Below are 18515 nucleotides of genomic sequence, written 5' to 3'. Positions count from 1 at the left end.
ATTGAGAAGTTTTCATCCTGACTTCGCAGGTCACGGGGCTGGTGTGCGCCTGCGGTGATGTACTGGCACTGGTCAGGGATGTGATCTTCTTCGGGAGATCGTCTGTCACCGGTGGACTTCGGTGTTCGCGAGGACGAGCAGGGCCCGCAGCAGGGTGGTGGCGTGACGGGCGTTCATGCGGACCTTGGTCAGGACTCGCCAGGTCTTCAGGTTCGCGAAGCCATGCTCAACGGCGGCGCGTTCGCGGCTGACCAGCCGGTTCGCCTCCCTCTCGGCGTCGGTGAGGCGGCGGGAGCGCGTCGCCTTGCGGCCGGTGATGATCACGGGATTGTCGTCGGGGTCGTCGTCCAGGCCGACGAGCCGAGGTCGGCAAGGGCGCCGAGGCCGGCCTCGCGCAGATGCGCGGTGATGTGGTCGTGGCGGGCGGCGGTGATCTCGCTGGCCCGGCCGGGGCGGGCCGAAGAGATCCAGATCAGGTTGCCCTTCTCATCGGTGAGAGCAAGGAAGAGCAGGCCGTGGGCCTTGTGTTTCCCGCTGTAGTTCTTGCGGTTGGCCGCCCCGGTGCGGCGGCGGGTGCGGACCAGGGTGCCGTCCAGCAGGACCACCGCACCGCCGGAACGGGCGATCTTCTTCAGGGCGCGGTCCAGACGCGGGGCCTTCGCGGCCAGCAAGTCGAGTACTTCGAGGACCCAGCGTCGGACGGTGGCGGCCGAGACCGCGTTGCCGCCGGCCATATCGGCCAGGCGCTGGTCGTGACGCAGGACAGCGAGCACGACGATCGCCTGGGTGCCGGGGGCGGCCTTGCGCCAGCGCGTGCCCAGCTGCTTGCGGCGCCGGCGTATCAGTCCGGCGACGAGATCGACGGTCCGCTTCGACACGGGAAGCCGGACCTGGTAGACAACACCGGGAGAGCCCCCGGCGGGCGGCTGCTTCTTCACACAGGCGCCAACTCCTGCCGGGGGTTCTCACGTTACGGCCGAAACCGGCCGCTCCCCCCGACGTCAGTGTGGTCAGCGCGGCAAATAGCGCCCGGAGCCGTTCCGGGCCAGCCAGCCCCGGTCGGACAGCTTGCGCAACTGCCCTCGAACCGGCTCGACCTTCCCCGGGGTGTTCTCCCGGCCCAGCGCGAGCGCGACGTCCTTGGCCATCACCGGCCCCGCCGCAGCCGTCACGATCTCCATGATCCGCCGGTACTCCGGCGTCAGCACCTCCACCCCCATGCCCTCCTCACGGTCCGGAATCAGCCGCATCCCAGCCGCCCCCGGCGTCACCACCACCCGCTCCGGCTCCGGCTCCGGCTCCGGCTCCACGATGCCCGACGGCCGCCTTCCTCCGTCCGTCGCCTCGGCCCACTGCCCGAACACCACCTCGGCCGCCTCCAGCCGGCCCAGCTCGGCGTCGATCTCCGCCAGCTCCTTGCGCAGCAGCTCCGCCCGCTCCGTCAGCCGCATCCGCCGCTCGATCATCCACGTCAGCACGTCCACCATGCGCATCCCTCCCGCTGCGGAACCTACGAGACGCCCGGATACGCCACCCCAAAATCCGCGAACCGGCCCATGGCAGATAATCACCTGCTAACGATCACGGCCGAGAGCAGCGCGAGCGCGTCAATCGCCACCCACACCAGCGACCCGACCTGCGAATTCAGGATGAAAGTCGATCATTGGACCGCCGATCTTTCCTGGTTGTGAGCAGCGGGGCTCTCGTTGATGTTGCAGCCGACTGGGCCCGCATTGAACCCCGCCACCTCCAGCAAGCCCTGACCGGACGGGGTGTCGACCCCGAATTACTGACGTGGCTCGAAGAACGCTCCACCGGTGGTGGCCTGGATGTCGGCCGCCGATCTCAGCGCCGACGCCGGACGCTGCTGGCTCGACCTCGGCGACCCCACCAGAGCCGACGCCGCGATCGGAGGCGGCCTGACCGAGCTGGACCCACGCCGCGCCCACACTAAGGCCGTCTTCCTCACCTACCGAGCCGAAAGCGCACTTCGCCGAAAGGACGCCCAGGCCGCTGCGGCCGACGCCCGCACCGCACTCGACACAGCCCTCGGCTCCGGGGCAAGGCGCTGCATCGAACTCATCTCCGCGCTCATCCGCTGCTGGGGTGCTCTCACCGAACCTTCGCTGGTGGAACTGCGCGAGTACGCGCACGAACGCTTGGCTGGGTGACCTGGGCGCGGGTGCTCGTCCCGCAGGGTGGTGAGCAGGTCCTCGCGTGTGGCCTGCCGGTCGATGCGGGCCGGGTCCTGGTCGTCGAGCAGGTCGTCGAGCAGGTCGTCGAACGAGGCGTAGCGGGTGATCCGCTGCACCACGAAATCGAGTTCCCGATCGTGGCCGTGAAAGAGGACCGTGTCGCCGGCGGCGATGGAGCGCTCGCGTGGAGCGGTCACCCTAATGTCGATCGTCTTGCGGCCGGCTTACACCTGCCGATAGTGCCTGAGCGGGAGGTGCAGGTGATGTTCGCGGCACGCGTCGCCCGTCCCCGCGGTGGTGGCCGGTGGGAAGGCGGGCTGGGTGTCATCAGGCACGAGGGCCTCCAATCGCGACTTTCGGCCGCCTGGTTGGTTCTGGGGTGGGTGGGCGCGTCTCAGGGGCCGGTTGCGAGGTAGGTGGGGCCCTGACCGTGGCGGGCGCGTTCGACGGCTTTGAGGCGGATGTAGGAGTCGTCAGCCATGAGGCGTTGCCAGTGGGCGAGGTCGTGGAGAGCCCACAGGTCGTGCTCGGTCGGGTCGAGGCGGATGTGGCGTAGCTGCTCTGGGGTGAGCTGGCCTCCGTCGAAGATGAAGCCGACTCCGCCCATGGGCCATCCCGGGTCGGGGCGGAGGTAGTGCGTGAGCAGCAGGCGTGGGGAGCCGTGGCCGAGCTCGAGGCCCGTCTCTTCGACGGTTTCTCGGCGAGCAGCGGTGAGGGGATCTTCGCCGGGCTCGACGGTGCCTCCCGGGAACTGCCACTGCCGACTGCCGTACACGGTGCGGAGTTGCAGGGGGCGGTCGTGTTCGTCTCGGACGTACAGGCACCCGTACGCGGAGTGGGGGGCGAGGGTGTGCACGAACTCCTCGGCTGACATGGGGAGTGCGACGCCGGGACGCCCAGGGCGGTGGTCGAACTCGAAGGCCAGGACGCCCAGGGCTTCCTTGTCGGGCGGGTAGATGGCCCGGAGGTTGTTGAGTTGTTCGGCTGGTGAGGCGTCGGGGTCGATTCGCGCCGCTTCTTCGGTTTCGAGGAGTTCCGTGAATGAGCCGTATCGGCCGATGCGGTTCACGATGACGTCGAGGTGCCGGCTGCCGTCCTGGCGGTGGAAGACGATCGTGTCTCCGACCCGAACTGCGGTCTTTCGGGCGGTGGCCGTGCGGACCTCGATCGTCTTGCGGCCTGCTTCCACTTGACTGTAGTACCGCCCGAGCAGGTGCATGTGGTGTTCGGGCGTTGCGTCTCCGGCCAGTGAGCTTGTGACGGCTGGGATCGTCTGCTGGGTGTCGTCGGGCATGCGTGCCTCTGTTCGGTGCTTTCCGTCTGTTGCGGTCGTCGGGCCGGGACCGGTCATGGAACGGTGGCCGCGCTATGGCGTCTTCGGATCGGAGCGGGTGGCAGAGAAAGGGACGAGTCCGCTGGCGTGCTAGGGCAGTTCGATCGGTCCGTAGCGCGCGTGCGGTTCCTGGCGCATCAGCGCGTCGTACCGGTCCGCGGCCGAGAAGTGCCAGAACTCGGTCCCGTAGTTCGTGAAACCCGCGGCCTGCATGGCGTTGAGTAGCAGCGTGCGGTGGTGGCGCGCCTGGTCGCTGAGGTTCGGGGCGTGCGTGTAGCAGGCCCCGTCGCTCTCCTCCGGGGTGGCGTTGACTCGGGTGCCGAGGTCGAGTTCGTGGCCGTCCTGGTCGACGAGGGTCACGTCCACGGCAGCGCCGGCGGAGTGAGGTGCGATCTCGGGCGGCGACACGTACCGGCTGGCGGCCTGGTGCAGCTCATCCGCGGTCCAGTCAGGGTGAGTGGCGGCCAGCTCGTCCCGGTATTCGGTGAAGTAGCGCTGCTGGAGGGAAAGCGGCCGGTAGCCCTCGATGAACAGCAGATCGGTGCCGGCGGGCAGGAGCGAGCGGGCCTGCTGCAGCCGTGCCAGGACACCTTCGCGGACGTGGGCGAAGGCGCCCAGTGGATCCTGCTTGCGGAGGTCGACACGGAAATCATGGTGGCGGACGTCGACGAGCGGCTCTCCGCACTCGCGTACCGGGATCGCGGCGACCTGCGGATCGGACATCAGCACCAGAGGGTTCATCGAGTCTCCCTGTGACGGCTTGCGCTGCGGCGGCGGGGTGGGGGAGGCATGGGCCAGGCCGGTTTCGCGCACGATCCGCGCGATGGTGTCCTGCAGCGTGCTGTCGGCCGGGATCTCGGTCTCCAGACTGCCGGGCAGCAGGTCCAGCTCGCGGTACCAGGAGGCGAGGTGATCGTCGGTGACCTGCGTGAGGTACGTGGCGTCGGCCTTGGACGCGTGTCGGACGAGCGTCGCCTCCAGCGGCACGTCCAGGTAGTAGCAGCGGGAGACGCCGCGATGGTCCCGCACCAGAGTCGTGATCATGTGGCTGTAGCGGTCGGCGTACAGGATCCCTTCGAGCACCACGTGAAAGCCGGCGTCCAGGGCGTGGCGGGCGATCCTTGCGAGGAGGGCGATGTTGGCGCCGCCCGTGGTGTCGTGCTCGCGCAGTACGTTTCGGCGGATCACGTCCTGGCCCACGATCGCGACTCCGCGGCCGTAGTGATCTCGCAGGCCCTGGGCCACACTTGACTTGCCCGACGCGGAGTTGCCGCGGATCACCACGAGACGGGTGTCCTCACGGCCGACCGCAGTTCCAGTGGACACCCGGTGCGGTGGGGCGGTCATGTGGGCCATCCCGTCTCGCTGTACAGCTCCCCGTTCTGGATCTTTGCGATGGCCACCCGGGTGTAGGGGACGAGGTTGTCGGGGAGCGCGGCGGGGTCCCAGAACTTCCATTGCGTGCATTTGTCCGGCTCGCGCAGCTCCGGTTGGCCGGTCCAGGCGCGGGCGCGGAAGAACAGGCCCATGCGGGGCCGGTCCCCGGGGCGGTCGATGTGGTGGACGACGTGGACGAGTTCAACGTCCCTACGCTCGATGTGCAGGCCGGCTTCCTCCCGTGCCTCCCTGATCAGGCAGGCGATGGCGTTCTCCTGCTCGCAGTGGCCGGCCAGGACGTGCCAGGTGGACGGCGCGAATGCGGAGTCGGGGTGGCGAAGCCCGAGCAGCACCCTTCCGTCGGGCCGTTCCAGGTAGAGGTGGACGCCGACGACGTTCAGGACCGTTCCCTGCGGCGAAGTGCGGTGCTCCTCTTGCGGCGCGGTGCCAGCGGGGTGGCTGGAGGCGTGGCGCCGGACGAGGTCGCTGGTCGTGTCGGTCATGCGCAGGCGGTGGAGGTCGTGGGGGGTGAACCAGGCCAGCATCACCCCTTCGGTCAGGGCGAGTTCGCGGGGATCACCGTTCCAGCGGCCGGCATAGATGGCGATGGGCACGGTGGTGCCGGCGTCGTCGCGGGCGTACTCGGTGCCGAACGGGGTCAGGTCGGGGAGGTCGAGGCCGGCTTCCTCGGCCAGTTCGCGCCGCACGGTGTGCTCCAGGGTTGCGTCCTGGGGCTCTCGGCCGCCGCCCAGCAGGGACCACATGCCCGGTTCCCAGATGCGGCCGGGGAAGTAGTCGCGCAGGTGGAGCAGGTACTCGCCGCGGTCGTTGTAGATCAGAGCCGAGGCGTTGGCTCTCTGCGGTTCGGCTGTCGGCGGGAGCTTGAGCAGTTTCTCGCGCAGGGTCTGGGAGGTCACGCGGTCCACGGGACGCCACTCGATGCCGCCGACCTCGTCCTTCTGCAGCACGACGGGTGCCTCGGTCGAGGTGTGCAGGCGGAAGAGGAACCGGAGGTCGAAGTGGAGGTGTCCGGGTTCGCCTTTGCCGGGGTGAGCGTCGATGTCGTGGATGTCGATGTCGAGCGGAACGGTCTCGTAGCCGGGCCAGGGCGTGACGGCCTGGGGCGGGATCCCGGTCTCTTCGTGCAGTTCTCGCAGCGCTGCTGCTGCCAGGTGATTGTCGGCCGGTTCGGTGTGTCCGCCGGGAGCGAGGAGCTTCCCGCTCGCCAGGTGCAGCACGTGCAGGACGCGGCCGAGGTCGTCGACGACGATCGCGCTGCAGGTGAGGTGTCCGGTGAAGGTGGAACGGCTGGCGATGTCGTCACCGGTCCGGTCCAGGGCTTTCAGGAGGGCGCCGAGCTGTGCGCGCTCGTGAGGGTGGCGAGCGAGGTAGGTATCGACGGTGGTGCGGATGTGGTCGGGCGACAGCGGCATGGGCTACCTCAACGTGGCGGGGAGTGGAGGCGGGGCGGGGTTCGGGTCAGTTCAGGCGCATCCCCTCCGCTGGGATCTCCTCGACGGCCGAGGCGCGAGCGGCGGGTAGGCCCCACCGCTCCCGCGCCGATTCCATCGCGAGCTGGGCTTGCCGCACGCCGGGTGGGCCCCAGCCCAGCAGGGCGGCTGCCTGGTCGGGGGAGGTGAGGAGGCGGGCGAAGGGATGTCCGGTGGCGGGATCGGCGGCCGCCGGGCCGATCGCGGTGACCCGGGCGGCCAGGCGCAGCCTCGCGTTGGGCCCCACGCCGCCATAGACCTCGCCGGTCTCGTCGAGTACCCAGCCCAGTCGCACCGGGTCGGTCAGGGTGAGTTGGGCTTCCTCGACGGCTTCGCGGTGCAGGGTGTCCTCGGGGGTGGCGTCGGTGCTGTCCACGGTGCCGCCGGGCAGCATCGGCAGCGCGCCGTTTGGGCCGGGATCGGCCACCACGACGACCCGCCCGTCGGGGACGAAGCACCACGCCCAGGATTGCTGTACGGGCAGGTGGCCGGGGACGGGGCCGCGGTGCAGAGGGCTGTCCCACAAGGGCCGGTAGCGGACGTGGATGTCCAAGCGGTCCAGCGCGGGGACGTCGAGGATGTGCCGGCCGTCGGCGAGGTGGGCGGTGGCGGTGTTCCCGAGCCGGGCACGGTAGGCGGCGAGCATGGTCTGTGCGTCCACCGGGACGAGGCGCTGTGCCGCTTCGCGGGTCTCCATGAATGCGAAGGTGGACAGTTCACGCCGGGGCAGGCGGATGGCCTGGATCTGGTCGGGGGTGAGGGTGCCGCCGTCGAAGAGGTAGCGGATCTCTCCGGGGCACGGCATACCGGGCGTGATGTCGCGGTGGTGGCGGGACAAGGACAGCACGGCCAGCACACGGGACACAGGCACGTCGTGCAGGCCCAGCTCCTCGGCGATCTCGCGCCGGCAGGCGTCCATCGGGTGCTCGCCGGCATCGACGGCGCCCCCGGGCAGCAGCCACCTGTCGTCCTCGCGGTAGGTGGGGTGCACCAGCAGGACCCGCCCGGCCTGGTCGGTGATGATCGCGGCGGCGCCGAGCCACACTGTGTGACGGGAGGCTGCGTAGCGTTCCAGCGGTGTGGTGACCTGGGGCGCAACGCCGTCGGAGGGCGACGCGGAAGGGGGCACGGGCTCTGCCTTTCACAACGGGGGCTGATCCCAGCCGGGCGGGGAGTCGGGGAGTGGTGGTCAGGGGTGTGGCCGCTCACTTCTCGCTGCAGTTCCCACAGGGTCTGGAACAGCCCGGAGGCTCCGGTGAGTTGGGCGTAGGTGCCTTCCTGCACGCTGTGGCCCTGGAGCGAGGATGAGATCCGGTCGGTGACGGCCACGTTGGTGAGCCGGTGGCCCCGGAGAGCTGCTGCCCGCCGAACCACTGATCAGGAGGGTGTTCAGGCCGGCGCGCAAGTGGGGCAGCATGTCCGCGGCGCCGATTGCCTGGCAAGCGGCGACGCCTCGCGTACCGCCGGTTCCAAGGTCACACCTCCTGCGTCAGCATCTCGGCGCGGGGGCGCACGGGGCGGGGCACCTGCGCGTCATGGCCCGGCCAGCGGATCACCAGGCGGCAGTGCTCCTTGTCCAGGACGTGTCCGGCGGGCAGCAGATCATCGGGTGTGTCGGCGGGGTGGGCCGTCAGTACGGGATCGGCGTGCTTGTTGTTGTCGTCGGCCCGTACGTGACGGTCCCAGGCCCGGACGGCGACCGCCAGTTGCTCGGCGAGTTGCGGACCCTGCTCGCCGAAGGCGTGGGCGTGCCACTCCCACTCCTTGTCCTCGGGACGGTCGCCGTCCTTGGTCTGGATGGCGATGAGGTAGGCGAGCGAAGCGTCGCCGACGATGGCGGGCGCGTCGCGGTCCTTGGCGATACCGGTCACACCCTGGTCCGCATTCTGGTGGGCGGCCAGACGGCAGAAGCCCGGCAACGTGGTGGCCACGTAGAGCTGCAGGGAGCCGAAATAGACGCCCGCACCCATGGTCACGCCGGTGGCGACGTCGTGCCGCTCGCCGCGCAACGCCTCCTCCAGGCCATCCGTGCCGGCGGCGGTGCCGTGCTCGAAGCGAAGCGTCAGGCCGCCGTCGAGAAGGGAGACGACCGGAATGGTGCGGGCCTGCTGTCCCTGATCGCGGACGAAGCCGCAGTAGGTGAAGTGGCGTGCGTGCAGCACCTGGCCGTGCCGCTCGAAAGCGATCGCCCTGGTGTAGCCGCCGATCTCCAGCGGCATGACCAGGCGCCCGCCCTCGGCCAACTGCTCCCGCCAGGCAGGTGCGATGTCCCAGCAGTTGTAGGTGATCACGCTGCGGTCGAAGCCGCCGCGGGGCACGAGGTGGGCGGGTGCGCCGAGGGCCGCGTCGGCCTCAACGACGCTGACGCGGCCGCTTCCGGATTCCGTGGTGAACCGGCGGGTGCGCCGTGCGACCCAGGGGTCGATGTCGACGGTGACCACGCGTCCGTCGGGTCCGCTGACGTGGGCGATCAGTTCGGCGTTGTAGCCGCCGGAGCCCGCCTCGAACACGGTCGCGCCGGGCTTCAGGGAAAGGGTTTCGATCATGTCGGCCTGGAGCCACGCCGCGGACACCGAGCTGATCGCCCTTCCCGTCTCGTCGCGCCGGGTGATTACGGCCCGGTCGCCGCCGTCGTAAGCGTTCGCGAGGTTCACCTCCGGGGCGAAGCGGTGGCGGGGCACGGTCCGCAGCGCGTCGCGGACCGGCTCGGACGGGGCCCATCCACCGTCGTTGACCGTCTGGGCCATCGCCTGACGCAGCCGGACCGCTTCGGCCGACTCGCCCGGCACAGGCGGCTGCTCGACGGCGAGTGGATAGGAGACCACGGGCGGCAGGTCGGGAAGAACTCCGGGCCACACGGCATCCAGCGCCTGGGCGGCCGGGACGAACATGGCGCCGACGCAGGAGAGAACGTGCAGGTCGACGAACTCCCAGCGGTCGAACTTGTCAGCCTCAGGGTTGGCCAGTCTCCCGGACCATGCGGTAATGCGGACGACGGCGGTGAGCCGCGGGACGCCGCCGATCGAGTCCGCGAGCATCGTCACCACATGCGCGTTCTCGACATCTGCAGCGAGTCCGGTCTCCTCGGCGAGCTCGCGCACCGCGGCCACCTCGAACGATTCCGAACCCTCGTTTCTGCCGCCGGGAAGTTCCCACATGCCCCGGCGCGATCGGCCCAGCAGAACCCGGCCGGCCGCATCGGTGACGACCGCGAGGGCGCCCGTCACAGCCGGACCGGCAGGCGGCCGCTTCCGCTCCACCGCCCGCGTGCCGGTGTGGCACGGGCCGCGCAGGACCAGAACGGCAAGCCGGTCCGCCTCCAGCCGCTCCACCGTCTCCCAGCCCTCGGTGAGCAGAGCGATCTCGTCCTCATCGAGAGCGATACTGCGGCGCTCGTCCGGGGTGTGCTCGACCACCGGGGTGATGACGACGAGTGCGCCGCCCGGCCGCAGCCGCTCACCGAGCGCGTGCGCGACACTCATGCGCCTGGCCAGGAACGGATACATGAGCCGGAGCGTGACCAGGTCGTATCCGTCCTCATGCAGCGGTGCCGGGTCGTCGCGGTCAAGGTCCAGGCACAGCCAGCGCACCGACTCGACCGCGGCGTGCTCCGCTCGGGCGCGATCGACGGCGCCCTCGGCGAAGTCCACCGCGTCCACGGTGTAGCCGAGCGAGGCCAGGAACGCGGCCAGCTCGCCGGTGCCGCAGCCTGCGTCCAGAGCCCGGCCGCCTCCAGAGGGGGCCGGTGCGTGCTCGGCGAGGAGGGCCTTCTCCGTTGCTCCGAGCGGCCGGAAGCCGTTACCAGCGGTGTAGTGGTTGGACCAGTCGGCCCGGGTGTATCCCACGGGATCCCTTTCCAGATACGTCAGCGGTGGGTGATGACGTGCTGTCGCGCCAGCACGATGGGCCCTTGCGGAGGAAGGCAGCTCGGCCTGACACGCCGAGCACCGGTTGCTATCGGACTCATGCCATAGTTCCGGCGCACAGTTGACGAGCCCGGCCCGTGAAAGCGCCAGATCGTGCGACCAAGCTCCTCGGCGACCTCGCGCCGGCACGCATCCATGGGGTGCTCGCCGGCTTCGAGGGCGCCACCGGGCAGGAGCCACCGGTCGTCCTCCCGGTAGGTCGGGCGGACCAGCAGGACGCGGCCGATCTGGTCGGTGATGATCGCCGCGGCGCCGAGCGAGAACGTGTGAGGGGACGCGGCGTACTCCTCCCACGTCCTGACGCCGGGCGGCACGGGGAGGTGCGCCGGTGAGGCGGAAGCGGTCACGGGCTCGGTCCTTTCCTGCGCTCGGGTCATGCGGGATCCGCGACGGCGGGCGTGGTCGGGTGCGGGATGCCGCCGGTGGGGGCGTACTGCGCGGCTTGAGCGTCGAACATGGCGGCGTAGCGGCCACCGGCGGCGATGAGTTCGTCGTGGGTGTCGTGCTCGGTGAGCCGGCCCTGGTGCAGGACGTAGATGTGATCGGCGTGCCGGACACCGGACATGCGATGGGTGACCAGGACGACGGCACGGTGGGGGGCCGCCAGCCGGCGGATCCGCTGGAATGCCTCGATTTCGGCCTGTGGGTCGAGTGCGGAGGTGGGCTCGTCGACGATGAGAACGCCGTCGGCCCCGCTGGTGGAGTGACGCCAGTGGGTGCGCGCCAGCCCCAGCTTCTGCCATTCACCCCCCGACAGTTCGATCGCGCCCCGAAACATTCGTGCCAGCAGGCTGTTGAGCCCGGCGGGCAGTTTGGCGATCACCGGGCGGGCACCGGCGTAATCAACGGACAGCTCTAGATCCCGTGAACTCGCGGAACGAGCCGGGCGGCCGATGCGGATGTTCATCCCGGCGGTGACCGGCCAGCGCTGAAAATCCTGGGTGAGCAGGGATACCCGCTCGAAGACCTGGGTGCGATCGAGGTCGGTGACCGCAGTTCCGCCCCAGTGAACCGTGCCCTGTTGGGGAAGGAGCAGGCCGGCCAGGAGTTTCATCAACGTGCTCTTTCCGGATCCGTTCTCGCCGACGACTGCGGTGACCGAGCCCATGGGCAGGGTGAACGTCACGTGGTCCAGGGCCGCGTCGTCGCGGTCGGGATAGCGGTAGGTGACCTGGTCGAAGGAGACCTCTTTGATGCGCTCCGGGACTGCGGCGCCGCCCTGTGGGATGGCGCGATGGGCGGCCTGGGCGAGGAAACGTCCGTGGTCGCGGACGTAGAGGGACTCCTCGTGCAGTTGGTTGACATTCATCACCAGGCCGCCCAAGCTGGCCGATCCGGAGCGCACCGCGATCACAGCGGTGCCGGCCATGGCCAGGCTCATGTGCCCGCTGGTGATCAGCCAGAACATCGTGCCGTAGGTGACCGCCATGGCCACGCCAGACAGGGCGGCCGCCACGCACTCGGTGAGGGCTTTGCTGGAGGCCAGCCGCTCTTGCTCGGCCTCGGCGCTCTCGGCCATCGCCTCGTAGCGTCCGAGGAGAAACGGCCCGGCGGCGTGCACACGGACCTCCTGCGCAGCGGTCCGGTCGGTGAGCAGGTTCCCTATGAGGCGGCTGGCACGGACGTGCTCGATCCAGCTCATCATCGACACGTAGCGTTCCTGGGCCACGCGCATGGCGCCCCAGCCGCGCGGGGCGGCGATCAGGATCAACATGGGCAGCAGCACAGGGTGCAGGACGGTCAGCACCCCGGCGGTGGTGATCAGCTTGATCAGGCCGTTCAACGCGGCGACGCACGCACTGATCATGCGCCGGGCCGAGCCAGGGCCGTACTGGGCGACGTCGATGAGACGGCGGAAGTCCGGGTCGTCGATGGCCTCCAGCTCCACGGACGCCGCTGCGGCCAGGTACTGGGTGGTTGCGATCCGTTCGACCAGGGGTTCCAGCCGTCCGGCCCGTGAGGTGGACCAGCCGGCCAGCGCGGAGTTGACGACGGCGACGCCGGCGGCGGCCAGCAGGCCGGGCACCAGCGCGTGCACGCGTTGGGTGGCGGTGCCGGCGCCACGGAGCAGAGCGTGCATGACCGCGTTGATCGCCAGCAGGCTGACGGCCCCGGCGATGCCCTGCCCGATCTCACTGATCGCCACCGCGACCAGGGCGCGTCGGTCGGCGGTCCACGCGATCCGCAAGGTCGCGCCGACCAGTTTCGGCATCGTACGAAGGGCGGAGGACATGGTCAGGTCAAGCCTTGCGTGCTCGTGGTTCGACCAGCCCATGTCGTAGAGCAGCCGACCGCCGAACAGATCCTGCTCAGCTTCGGAGACCTTCGGCTCGGCCATCGTCACCCGCCCGAAGAACCTCTTCACCACCTACCTCCCAGGCGGGTCCGGTTCGAAGTCCGGTGGGACGAGGCGTGGCTGCCAGCAAGGGCTTCGGTCGTGGGGGAAAGAGGGTGCAATGGTGGGGTGCCCCATGGCTGTTCTGCGAGATTCAACGCGGCGCCTCCCCGTCGTCCAGGCGGTGATGTGGTGTCCAACGACGCGACCGGTGGCTTCGAACACACGTCTTTCGGACGTGCTGCCAAAGCCGTGATTCGGCGGTTGGGTGAGCGTGTGCCGTGCATCGACCCTTGCCGGGCCTGGGCGCAGTGGTGGTTCTGGATTGGCCGAAACACCGGGCCGTGCTGCACGTGAGACCGACGTGATTCCTCGTGAGCCGTCACGACCAGGCCGCGGAATCGCTGGCTGCTCCTGCGGGCAACGCCACCCGGGGGCGTTGCCGCGTCAGAACCCAGCCATCGGGTGGGTAGCTCGCGGTACCTGGGCCGCCGGGCGATCAGCGTGCCCACGAGGTCTGATGGGCAGCATCCGACATCGTGTCTGTGTGCAGGATGGCTGTTCGGGCTGCTGCTGCGAGGCGGCTCTGGGCGGTGAGGGAAAGTCCGAGCCGGTTCCAGTGGAAGATCACGTGGTAGCTGAGGACTTGACGCAGTCCACGATCGAGTGTGCCGAGTTGGACCGACTGGAGGAGGGTTTGGCCGGCGTGATCGAAGGCGGCCACCCAGTCCTGGACGGGTTCGAGTGGGCCTCCCGGCACCAGGAGGGCTGCGGTGTCGGAGGTCAGGAGGGCCCGGATGGGTTCGACGTCGCCGTGCAGCGCCTCCTGAGGGAGGTCGGCGAGTCTGTCACGGTGTTCTGCGGTGATGACCCGGTGCCAGACGTCGCCTTGTTCGTACCATTCGAGTCCGGCGGCGCGCATCAGAGTCGAGCAGAGCAGAACCGACAGTTCCCGTGCTCCGAGCGGCAGGTTCGCGTGGAGAGGGAGTTGCTGAATGTGGCGGCTGTCGGCGGCGAACAGCTGGTGCGCGGCCTGCATGCTGGCCGCGCCGCCGAATGCGACGGTTTCCGGCTCGTAGATCCCGGGCCACCAGCGGAGTAAGTGCCCCTGAGATACGAGGCGGTCGAGTTCCTGGCCGATCGGGGTCGTCTCGTGCGAGCGGGGGTTGTGGCGCAGCCGTAGTCGCCAGCAAGGGTGTTTGCGGGTGTACCACCATCCGTCGAGCGAGCCTGCGGTTTCCGCGTCGTGCAGGAGCGGCAGCACGTGTGTGCTGAACATGTGGTCGGCGCGGTGCCAGTCGGTGAAGTGGAGGTAGACGTGCCACCATTCGCGCTGTGCCGCGTGGCTGGCCAGGGCTTCCCGGCCGGCCTGCCGGAAGACGGAGGCGGCATCGGAGAGGTTCGTCGGCTCCATCCCGTTGGCGCAGGCCGCGTCTTCGACTGGCTGGCCTTGGAGGACGGCAAGGACAGTGGCTTCGGTGCGGTCGAGGTCGGTCTGGGTCAGTTGATCAGGAGACATGCGTCCCATCCGGTGCTCGGGGGCTGGTGGGTGGCGAGGGTGGACAGGGCGAGGGCGGTGCCGGCGGCGCCGTTGAGCAGGCCCGGTTCGGCCGTGGGGTGGTGTCGGGCGTGGTCGAGGAGGGCTGCGCCGAGAGCAGGCAGGATCCCGGGCAGGCGGGGGTCGAGGGCGTCGGCGGCGGCGCGGCTGGCGGTCTGGTAGATGCCGGCCCAGCCGTGGCAGAGTCCGGCGTCGGTGATGCCGGCGAGTTGGGCTGGATCGGTGAGGGTTCGGTAGAGGGCGTCTTCGTAGAGCTTCTGGAGGCCGGTGTCGTGCAGGGCGATGCCCGCGAGTTGGCCGGCTCGGGCGATTCCGGCGGTTCCGTAGCACCAGCTCGGCCGGGCGTTATGGGGCAGATGCGGTTGGCCTCGTTCCAGGTCGCGGCGTGAGAGGTGTTCTGGCCACCGCGGACCTGTGGCGGTGTGCTGGCGCCAGATGTCGAGGTGGTGGCAGATGGTCTGGATGGCGTCGCGGTGCCCGGGGACTTCGATTCCGCGCCGCAGGGCTTGGGAGAGCAGGAGGAGGGGGCCGGTGATGCCGTGCGCGGCGCCGAGGTTGCCGTGGCCGCCGGGGAAGTGCGGGGAGTGACCGCGTTGAGGGTCGTGCCGGACCCACCATCCGGGCAGGCCCCGGCCGGGGGGTGCCAGCGGGCGGGTCAGCGCGATGAGGTAGCGCAGGATGCGCTCCAGGGCCCCTCCGTCCGGGTTGGTATGCAGGAGGTATGCGCCGATGCCGGTCAGGCCGTAGAAGGTGTCGTACTCGGCGAACGTCGGCAGGTCGCCGCGGGCGATGCGTGCCATGGCGGCGTCGGTACGGCGGTGGGCCAGTGCGAGGACGTGCAGGTGCACGGTGTGTCGGGCTTGGAAGTACAGGCCGTCGACGTCGGCGGGCGGTGTGCCGAGCAGGAATGCCACGGCGGGGACGCCGAGGAACAGGCCGGCGGTGTCGGCGGCGCTGACCTGCCCGGAGGCGGCGGTGCTGATCCAGCGGTGAGCCGGCCTCCAGGGCTGTGCGTGGCGGCGTGCGGCTTCGACGTGAAGGAGAGCGGTTCCGGCTGCTCCCTCGGCGAGGGACTGAACCGCCCACGGCTCGTCCGGATCGACGGGCGTGGGCTCGGCCAGATCGTGGGCGATGCCGAGCAGCGTCTCGGTGGCGCTGCAGGTGGCCGCGGTCATCGAGCTGCCCTCTGCCGGCGCAGGGCGGCGGTTCGGGCCAGGCGCAGCGTGAGCGCTTCGCCGGTCGGGTCGACGCCCAGCGCACGCACGTGGTGCTGGTGGAGCAGTGCGCGGGCGGCGCGCAGCGGATCGGCGCCGTTCAGGTGGAGTTGGTAGGCAGCCAGCGTGGCGGCGCGGGCGTGCCAGGCTTCCGTGACGGCGCCGCCTCCCGGGATCCTGCCCACGTGGTCAAGGCCGGTGGGGGAGGTGAGGTGGAGCGTCTGGTCGCGCAGGTGCGGGTCGAGGCGGCCGGTGGCCCGCGGTACCCGCTGGATGAGCCAGTCCGTTCCCTGACCATGCTGGGGCGCGAGGTGCTGGAGAAGGTCGAACGCGCTGGCAGCGGCGAGGGCCCGCGGGGCGAAAGTGTTGTCCTGGTCGGTGAGTTGGATCTGTGCGAGGGCGGCTGCCGAGTCCGCGGCGAACACGCGGTGGGCGGCGTCCATCGCTGGCCCGTGCCCGAACAGGCCGGTCTGCGGGCGGTAGTCGGCCAGGACCAGTCCCGAGGCGAGACCACTGCGGTTAAGGGTGGTTGCCCAGTTGTTGACGCTGCCGGTCACGGCTGCGTGGGTGCCGGGCGCGAGGTGGAGGATGAGGTCGAGGTGCTGGTCGGCGTCGGGCCGGGCGGTCTGGCGGTGCCGCGTGAACCACCACAGATCCAGGCAGTCGCCGACCTCCGCGAGTAGGAGAGGCAGGTGGTGGGTGAGGATCTCGTCGTAGCGGCCCGGGTGGGCACGCAGCCAGGCACACAGCAGGTTGCCGGCGCCGGGCAGGTGCAGCGGCGCTGACTCCCGGGCGTTGCCTGTGCTGGCGATGCTGGTTTCGGTGGGTGGGTGCGGCGTGATGTTGCGGAGGCTGACCCATACCTCGTGGGCGCGACCGATCCAGGCGTGGGCGTCGGCCGGCGGGCCCTCGCGCAGCTCCAGGTGCTCGTTCTGGTCGAGCTTGGCGCGCAGCAAGCGGCGGTGCACCGGGTGGGTCAGGTCGAGCAGGAGGCGCTGGTCGTGCTCGATCATGCTGACCCTTAGCGGCACCCTGAGCCTGGTGCACCAGGTGTCGAACTCATTGTCCCAGGCTGCTTGTTCGCAGGTGTGGTGGGGGAGTTCGTCTGCGGTGAGCAGCCAGCGGGCGGCGGCGAGGATGGTGCGCCGGTAGCGGACGCGCGGCAGGTAGGGCAGGCGTGCGGCGGCGCCGAAGTCGAACGGTCCGTAGGCCGCGTACCGGGCGTCGGCGACCTCGGCGAGGAAGCGGGGCAGGGCCGGGGTCTGGGTGCCGGCTTCGAGGGCGTGCAGCACGCGCACGTTCAGGCGGCGGCCGGTGGACAGTTGCACCAGGTGGAGGTGCCGGGCGTCCGCCGTGACGGCGATGTCGTCCAATCTGATCGTCTTACCGCCGGGCGGCAGGTGTTCACCCACGGAGATGACGTGGTCCAGCAGCCGGGGTGTGCGGGTGACGTTCTCGTTGCGGCGCTTGCGGGGCGGGAAGCTGAGCTGCGCGCTCAGCGCGTCGGGATCGCCGCGGTAGCCCGCGGTCAGCGTCCGGTGGTGCCCGGGGGCGAGGAGGTGGACGAAGCGTCCGGCCAGGCTGCTGCCGGGTCTGGGCGCCGCAGTCAGCGCGATCTCGAAGGCTCCGCGCTTGAAGTCATCGGTGGACCGGGAGTGGATCTCGAAGGCGGCTTCCAGGCGGGGGAGATAGTGCGGATCGGAGGCCGAAGCGTTCGAGAGGACGTCGATCACCTTGTCGGTGAGGACGAGTTCGCTGCCGCCTTCCATGAGGACGGGCTGCAGCAGCGTGAGGATGGCTTCGTCCCTGTCGGTCAGTAGCCGGTGGGACCGGCCGCGTTCGGAGCCGACGTATCCGGCGGGCAGCCCGAGGCCGCTGTCGCAGACCAGCTCCAGGACCGGCACCACAGCGCCGGCGCCGTAGTGCATGCGGAAGCGGCGGTGGTATTCGCGCCAGTGCTGGTAGCCGTAGGGCTGTGCCGTGGTGCGATACAGAGCGGTGACGGCCGCTTGCGCCTCCTCCAGGACCGCGTTGGGTATCCGCACGTCGCAGTTGAGACTCGTGTCGATGACCACAGGGGTCGGCGTGCAGGTAGACACGGTCCGCATCCTCGCCGTGACACGTTCGGCGGTCGAGGCGGCGAGGTCGTCGCGGATGGCCTCCAGCTCGTTCAGCAAGTCACGCACGGCGGGCAGGGTGCCGGCCCCCACGCGCTGCAGTTCTTCGCACAGGTGGCCCAGGGCGTCCGGGGTGGTCCCCGGAGCCCACAGGCTGGTCAGCAGGATCTGCTGGTCGAGCAGCCCGCCCAGCACCTGGTCGATCTGGTCGGTGCTGGCCTGTGGGAAGAGCCGGTGAAGGTGCTCGTGCAGGTCGGCGTAGACGATGGGCTGGCGGGCCGCTTCGGCGGCGGCAGCGACCGGGCGGGTGAGGCGAACGGAGACCTCGACGGGTGCCATGAGCTTGGCGTAGGCGTCGGCGGGAGGTCCCGCAGTAACCAGGCGATCCCCGCGCCGTCGCGCGGTGTTGTTGGCCATCACGGGGAGTCGTCTCAACAGCTCCGGGATCCGCTGGAGGCGCAGGATGACGTCGGTGACCCACTCGGCGTCCGCCCGGAACTCGACCCGGTGCTTGTCTGTCCAGCAGACGCTGGCTGAGCCGCCGACGGCGAGTGGGGCCGTTCCGGCGAAGTAGCCGAGCGGGGTGGGGCGGTGGTGCCAGCGCAGCAGGTAGGAGATCGCGGACAACGCGGTCCGCCGCACCTGGCGGGGCTGGCACTGGCGCCCGTCGACGACCGCGGCGATCGCGCCGGCGAGCACCGGGGCCGTGGCGGATACAGCCTCCCGGAACGACTGCTGCTGCCACGCTTGGCTCAGCCATCCGCGGGTGGCCTCCGCGTCGTCCACGTCGAGGGCGACCGGCAGTTCCGGCGTGCCAGCCCAGGTGGTGGCCCGCAGGATGGCGGGAGCTTGCCAGCGGTAGCCGGCCGGCGAGTCGGGGGCCATGGGCAATCCCTTCGGGTGAGGGCGCTCGGGAGTGGCCGGTGGGCCGGGCTGCTACGAGTGCCGGACCCGGCCCACCGGTAGGGGG

General features: G+C 70.1%; 15 protein-coding genes. 2 read left to right on the top strand and 13 right to left on the bottom strand.

From position 1 onward, the window contains the following. Positions 1 to 105: 105 nt before the first annotated feature. The 3 genes from BMW99_RS42810 to BMW99_RS41640 all read right to left on the bottom strand — a co-directional run bounded on the left by BMW99_RS42810 (position 106) and on the right by BMW99_RS41640 (position 1487). Positions 106 to 324 (bottom strand): transposase family protein, encoded by a 219-nt coding sequence (locus BMW99_RS42810; RefSeq protein WP_256090287.1) that lies wholly within the window; start codon positions 322 to 324, stop codon positions 106 to 108. Beyond that, the gene (locus BMW99_RS42805; protein WP_069464126.1) at positions 321 to 938 is read right to left on the bottom strand and encodes a transposase family protein; all 618 of its coding nucleotides are present in this window, start codon (positions 936 to 938) and stop codon (positions 321 to 323) included. The genes BMW99_RS42810 and BMW99_RS42805 overlap by 4 nt, the downstream gene beginning before the upstream one ends. Before the next feature lie 72 nt (positions 939 to 1010). After that, positions 1011 to 1487: a hypothetical protein gene (locus tag BMW99_RS41640; protein ID WP_176735517.1), complete on the bottom strand. Its 477-nt coding sequence runs from the start codon at positions 1485 to 1487 to the stop codon at positions 1011 to 1013. Positions 1488 to 1817: 330 nt separating this feature from the next. Between BMW99_RS41640 and BMW99_RS35330 the strand changes: the two genes are divergently transcribed. Both BMW99_RS35330 and BMW99_RS35325 read left to right on the top strand, forming a co-directional pair. Then, positions 1818 to 2171, top strand: a complete 354-nt coding sequence (locus tag BMW99_RS35330) for a hypothetical protein (RefSeq protein ID WP_069467493.1) — start codon at positions 1818 to 1820, stop codon at positions 2169 to 2171. After that, complete coding sequence (locus BMW99_RS35325; protein ID WP_075018221.1) at positions 2168 to 2611, top strand: hypothetical protein; 444 nt, start codon at positions 2168 to 2170, stop codon at positions 2609 to 2611. The genes BMW99_RS35330 and BMW99_RS35325 overlap by 4 nt, the downstream gene beginning before the upstream one ends. On the opposite strand, the gene BMW99_RS35320 is transcribed toward BMW99_RS35325, so the two are convergent. The 10 genes from BMW99_RS35320 to BMW99_RS35275 form a co-directional block, all read right to left on the bottom strand. Continuing rightward, the gene (locus tag BMW99_RS35320; RefSeq protein ID WP_245791765.1) at positions 2590 to 3489 is read right to left on the bottom strand and encodes an NUDIX domain-containing protein; all 900 of its coding nucleotides are present in this window, start codon (positions 3487 to 3489) and stop codon (positions 2590 to 2592) included. The two genes, BMW99_RS35325 and BMW99_RS35320, sit on opposite strands and share 22 nt — an antisense overlap. Before the next feature lie 129 nt (positions 3490 to 3618). After that, positions 3619 to 4875 carry a M15 family metallopeptidase gene (locus BMW99_RS41635; protein ID WP_245791764.1) on the bottom strand — a complete coding sequence of 419 codons (1257 nt, stop codon included), beginning with the start codon at positions 4873 to 4875 and terminating at the stop codon, positions 3619 to 3621. Continuing rightward, a complete protein-coding gene (locus BMW99_RS35310) occupies positions 4872 to 6338 on the bottom strand; it encodes an NUDIX domain-containing protein (RefSeq protein WP_069463292.1) in 1467 nt (488 codons plus the stop codon). The genes BMW99_RS41635 and BMW99_RS35310 overlap by 4 nt, the downstream gene beginning before the upstream one ends. Positions 6339 to 6384: 46 nt before the next feature. Then, complete coding sequence (locus BMW99_RS35305) at positions 6385 to 7524, bottom strand: NUDIX hydrolase (RefSeq protein ID WP_079138373.1); 1140 nt, start codon at positions 7522 to 7524, stop codon at positions 6385 to 6387. A gap of 346 nt (positions 7525 to 7870) precedes the next feature. Continuing rightward, entirely contained in the window at positions 7871 to 10240 is a 2370-nt protein-coding gene (fxlM, locus tag BMW99_RS35300; protein WP_075018220.1) for a methyltransferase, FxLD system, read from the bottom strand. Positions 10241 to 10260: 20 nt separating this feature from the next. Beyond that, positions 10261 to 10668 carry an NUDIX domain-containing protein gene (locus tag BMW99_RS42450; protein WP_069463291.1) on the bottom strand — a complete coding sequence of 136 codons (408 nt, stop codon included), beginning with the start codon at positions 10666 to 10668 and terminating at the stop codon, positions 10261 to 10263. Between the two features lie 26 nt (positions 10669 to 10694). Continuing rightward, positions 10695 to 12659, bottom strand: coding sequence for an ATP-binding cassette domain-containing protein (locus BMW99_RS35290; protein ID WP_176735465.1), 1965 nt, complete (start codon positions 12657 to 12659; stop codon positions 10695 to 10697). 496 nt (positions 12660 to 13155) lie between these two features. After that, on the bottom strand, positions 13156 to 14175 hold the full coding sequence (locus BMW99_RS35285) for a thiopeptide-type bacteriocin biosynthesis protein (protein WP_069463289.1): 1020 nt from the start codon (positions 14173 to 14175) through the stop codon (positions 13156 to 13158). Beyond that, positions 14157 to 15389 carry a lanthionine synthetase C family protein gene (locus tag BMW99_RS35280; protein ID WP_069463288.1) on the bottom strand — a complete coding sequence of 411 codons (1233 nt, stop codon included), beginning with the start codon at positions 15387 to 15389 and terminating at the stop codon, positions 14157 to 14159. The genes BMW99_RS35285 and BMW99_RS35280 overlap by 19 nt, the downstream gene beginning before the upstream one ends. Further along, entirely contained in the window at positions 15386 to 18430 is a 3045-nt protein-coding gene (locus tag BMW99_RS35275) for a lantibiotic dehydratase (RefSeq protein ID WP_069463287.1), read from the bottom strand. The genes BMW99_RS35280 and BMW99_RS35275 overlap by 4 nt, the downstream gene beginning before the upstream one ends. Between the last annotated feature and the right edge of the window lie 85 nt (positions 18431 to 18515).

The organism is Actinacidiphila rubida, assembly GCF_900110255.1.
Lineage (GTDB): Bacteria > Actinomycetota > Actinomycetes > Streptomycetales > Streptomycetaceae > Actinacidiphila > Actinacidiphila rubida.
The sequence above is the reverse complement of the archived record's forward strand: the minus strand, read 5'-3'. Positions and strand labels throughout refer to the sequence as shown.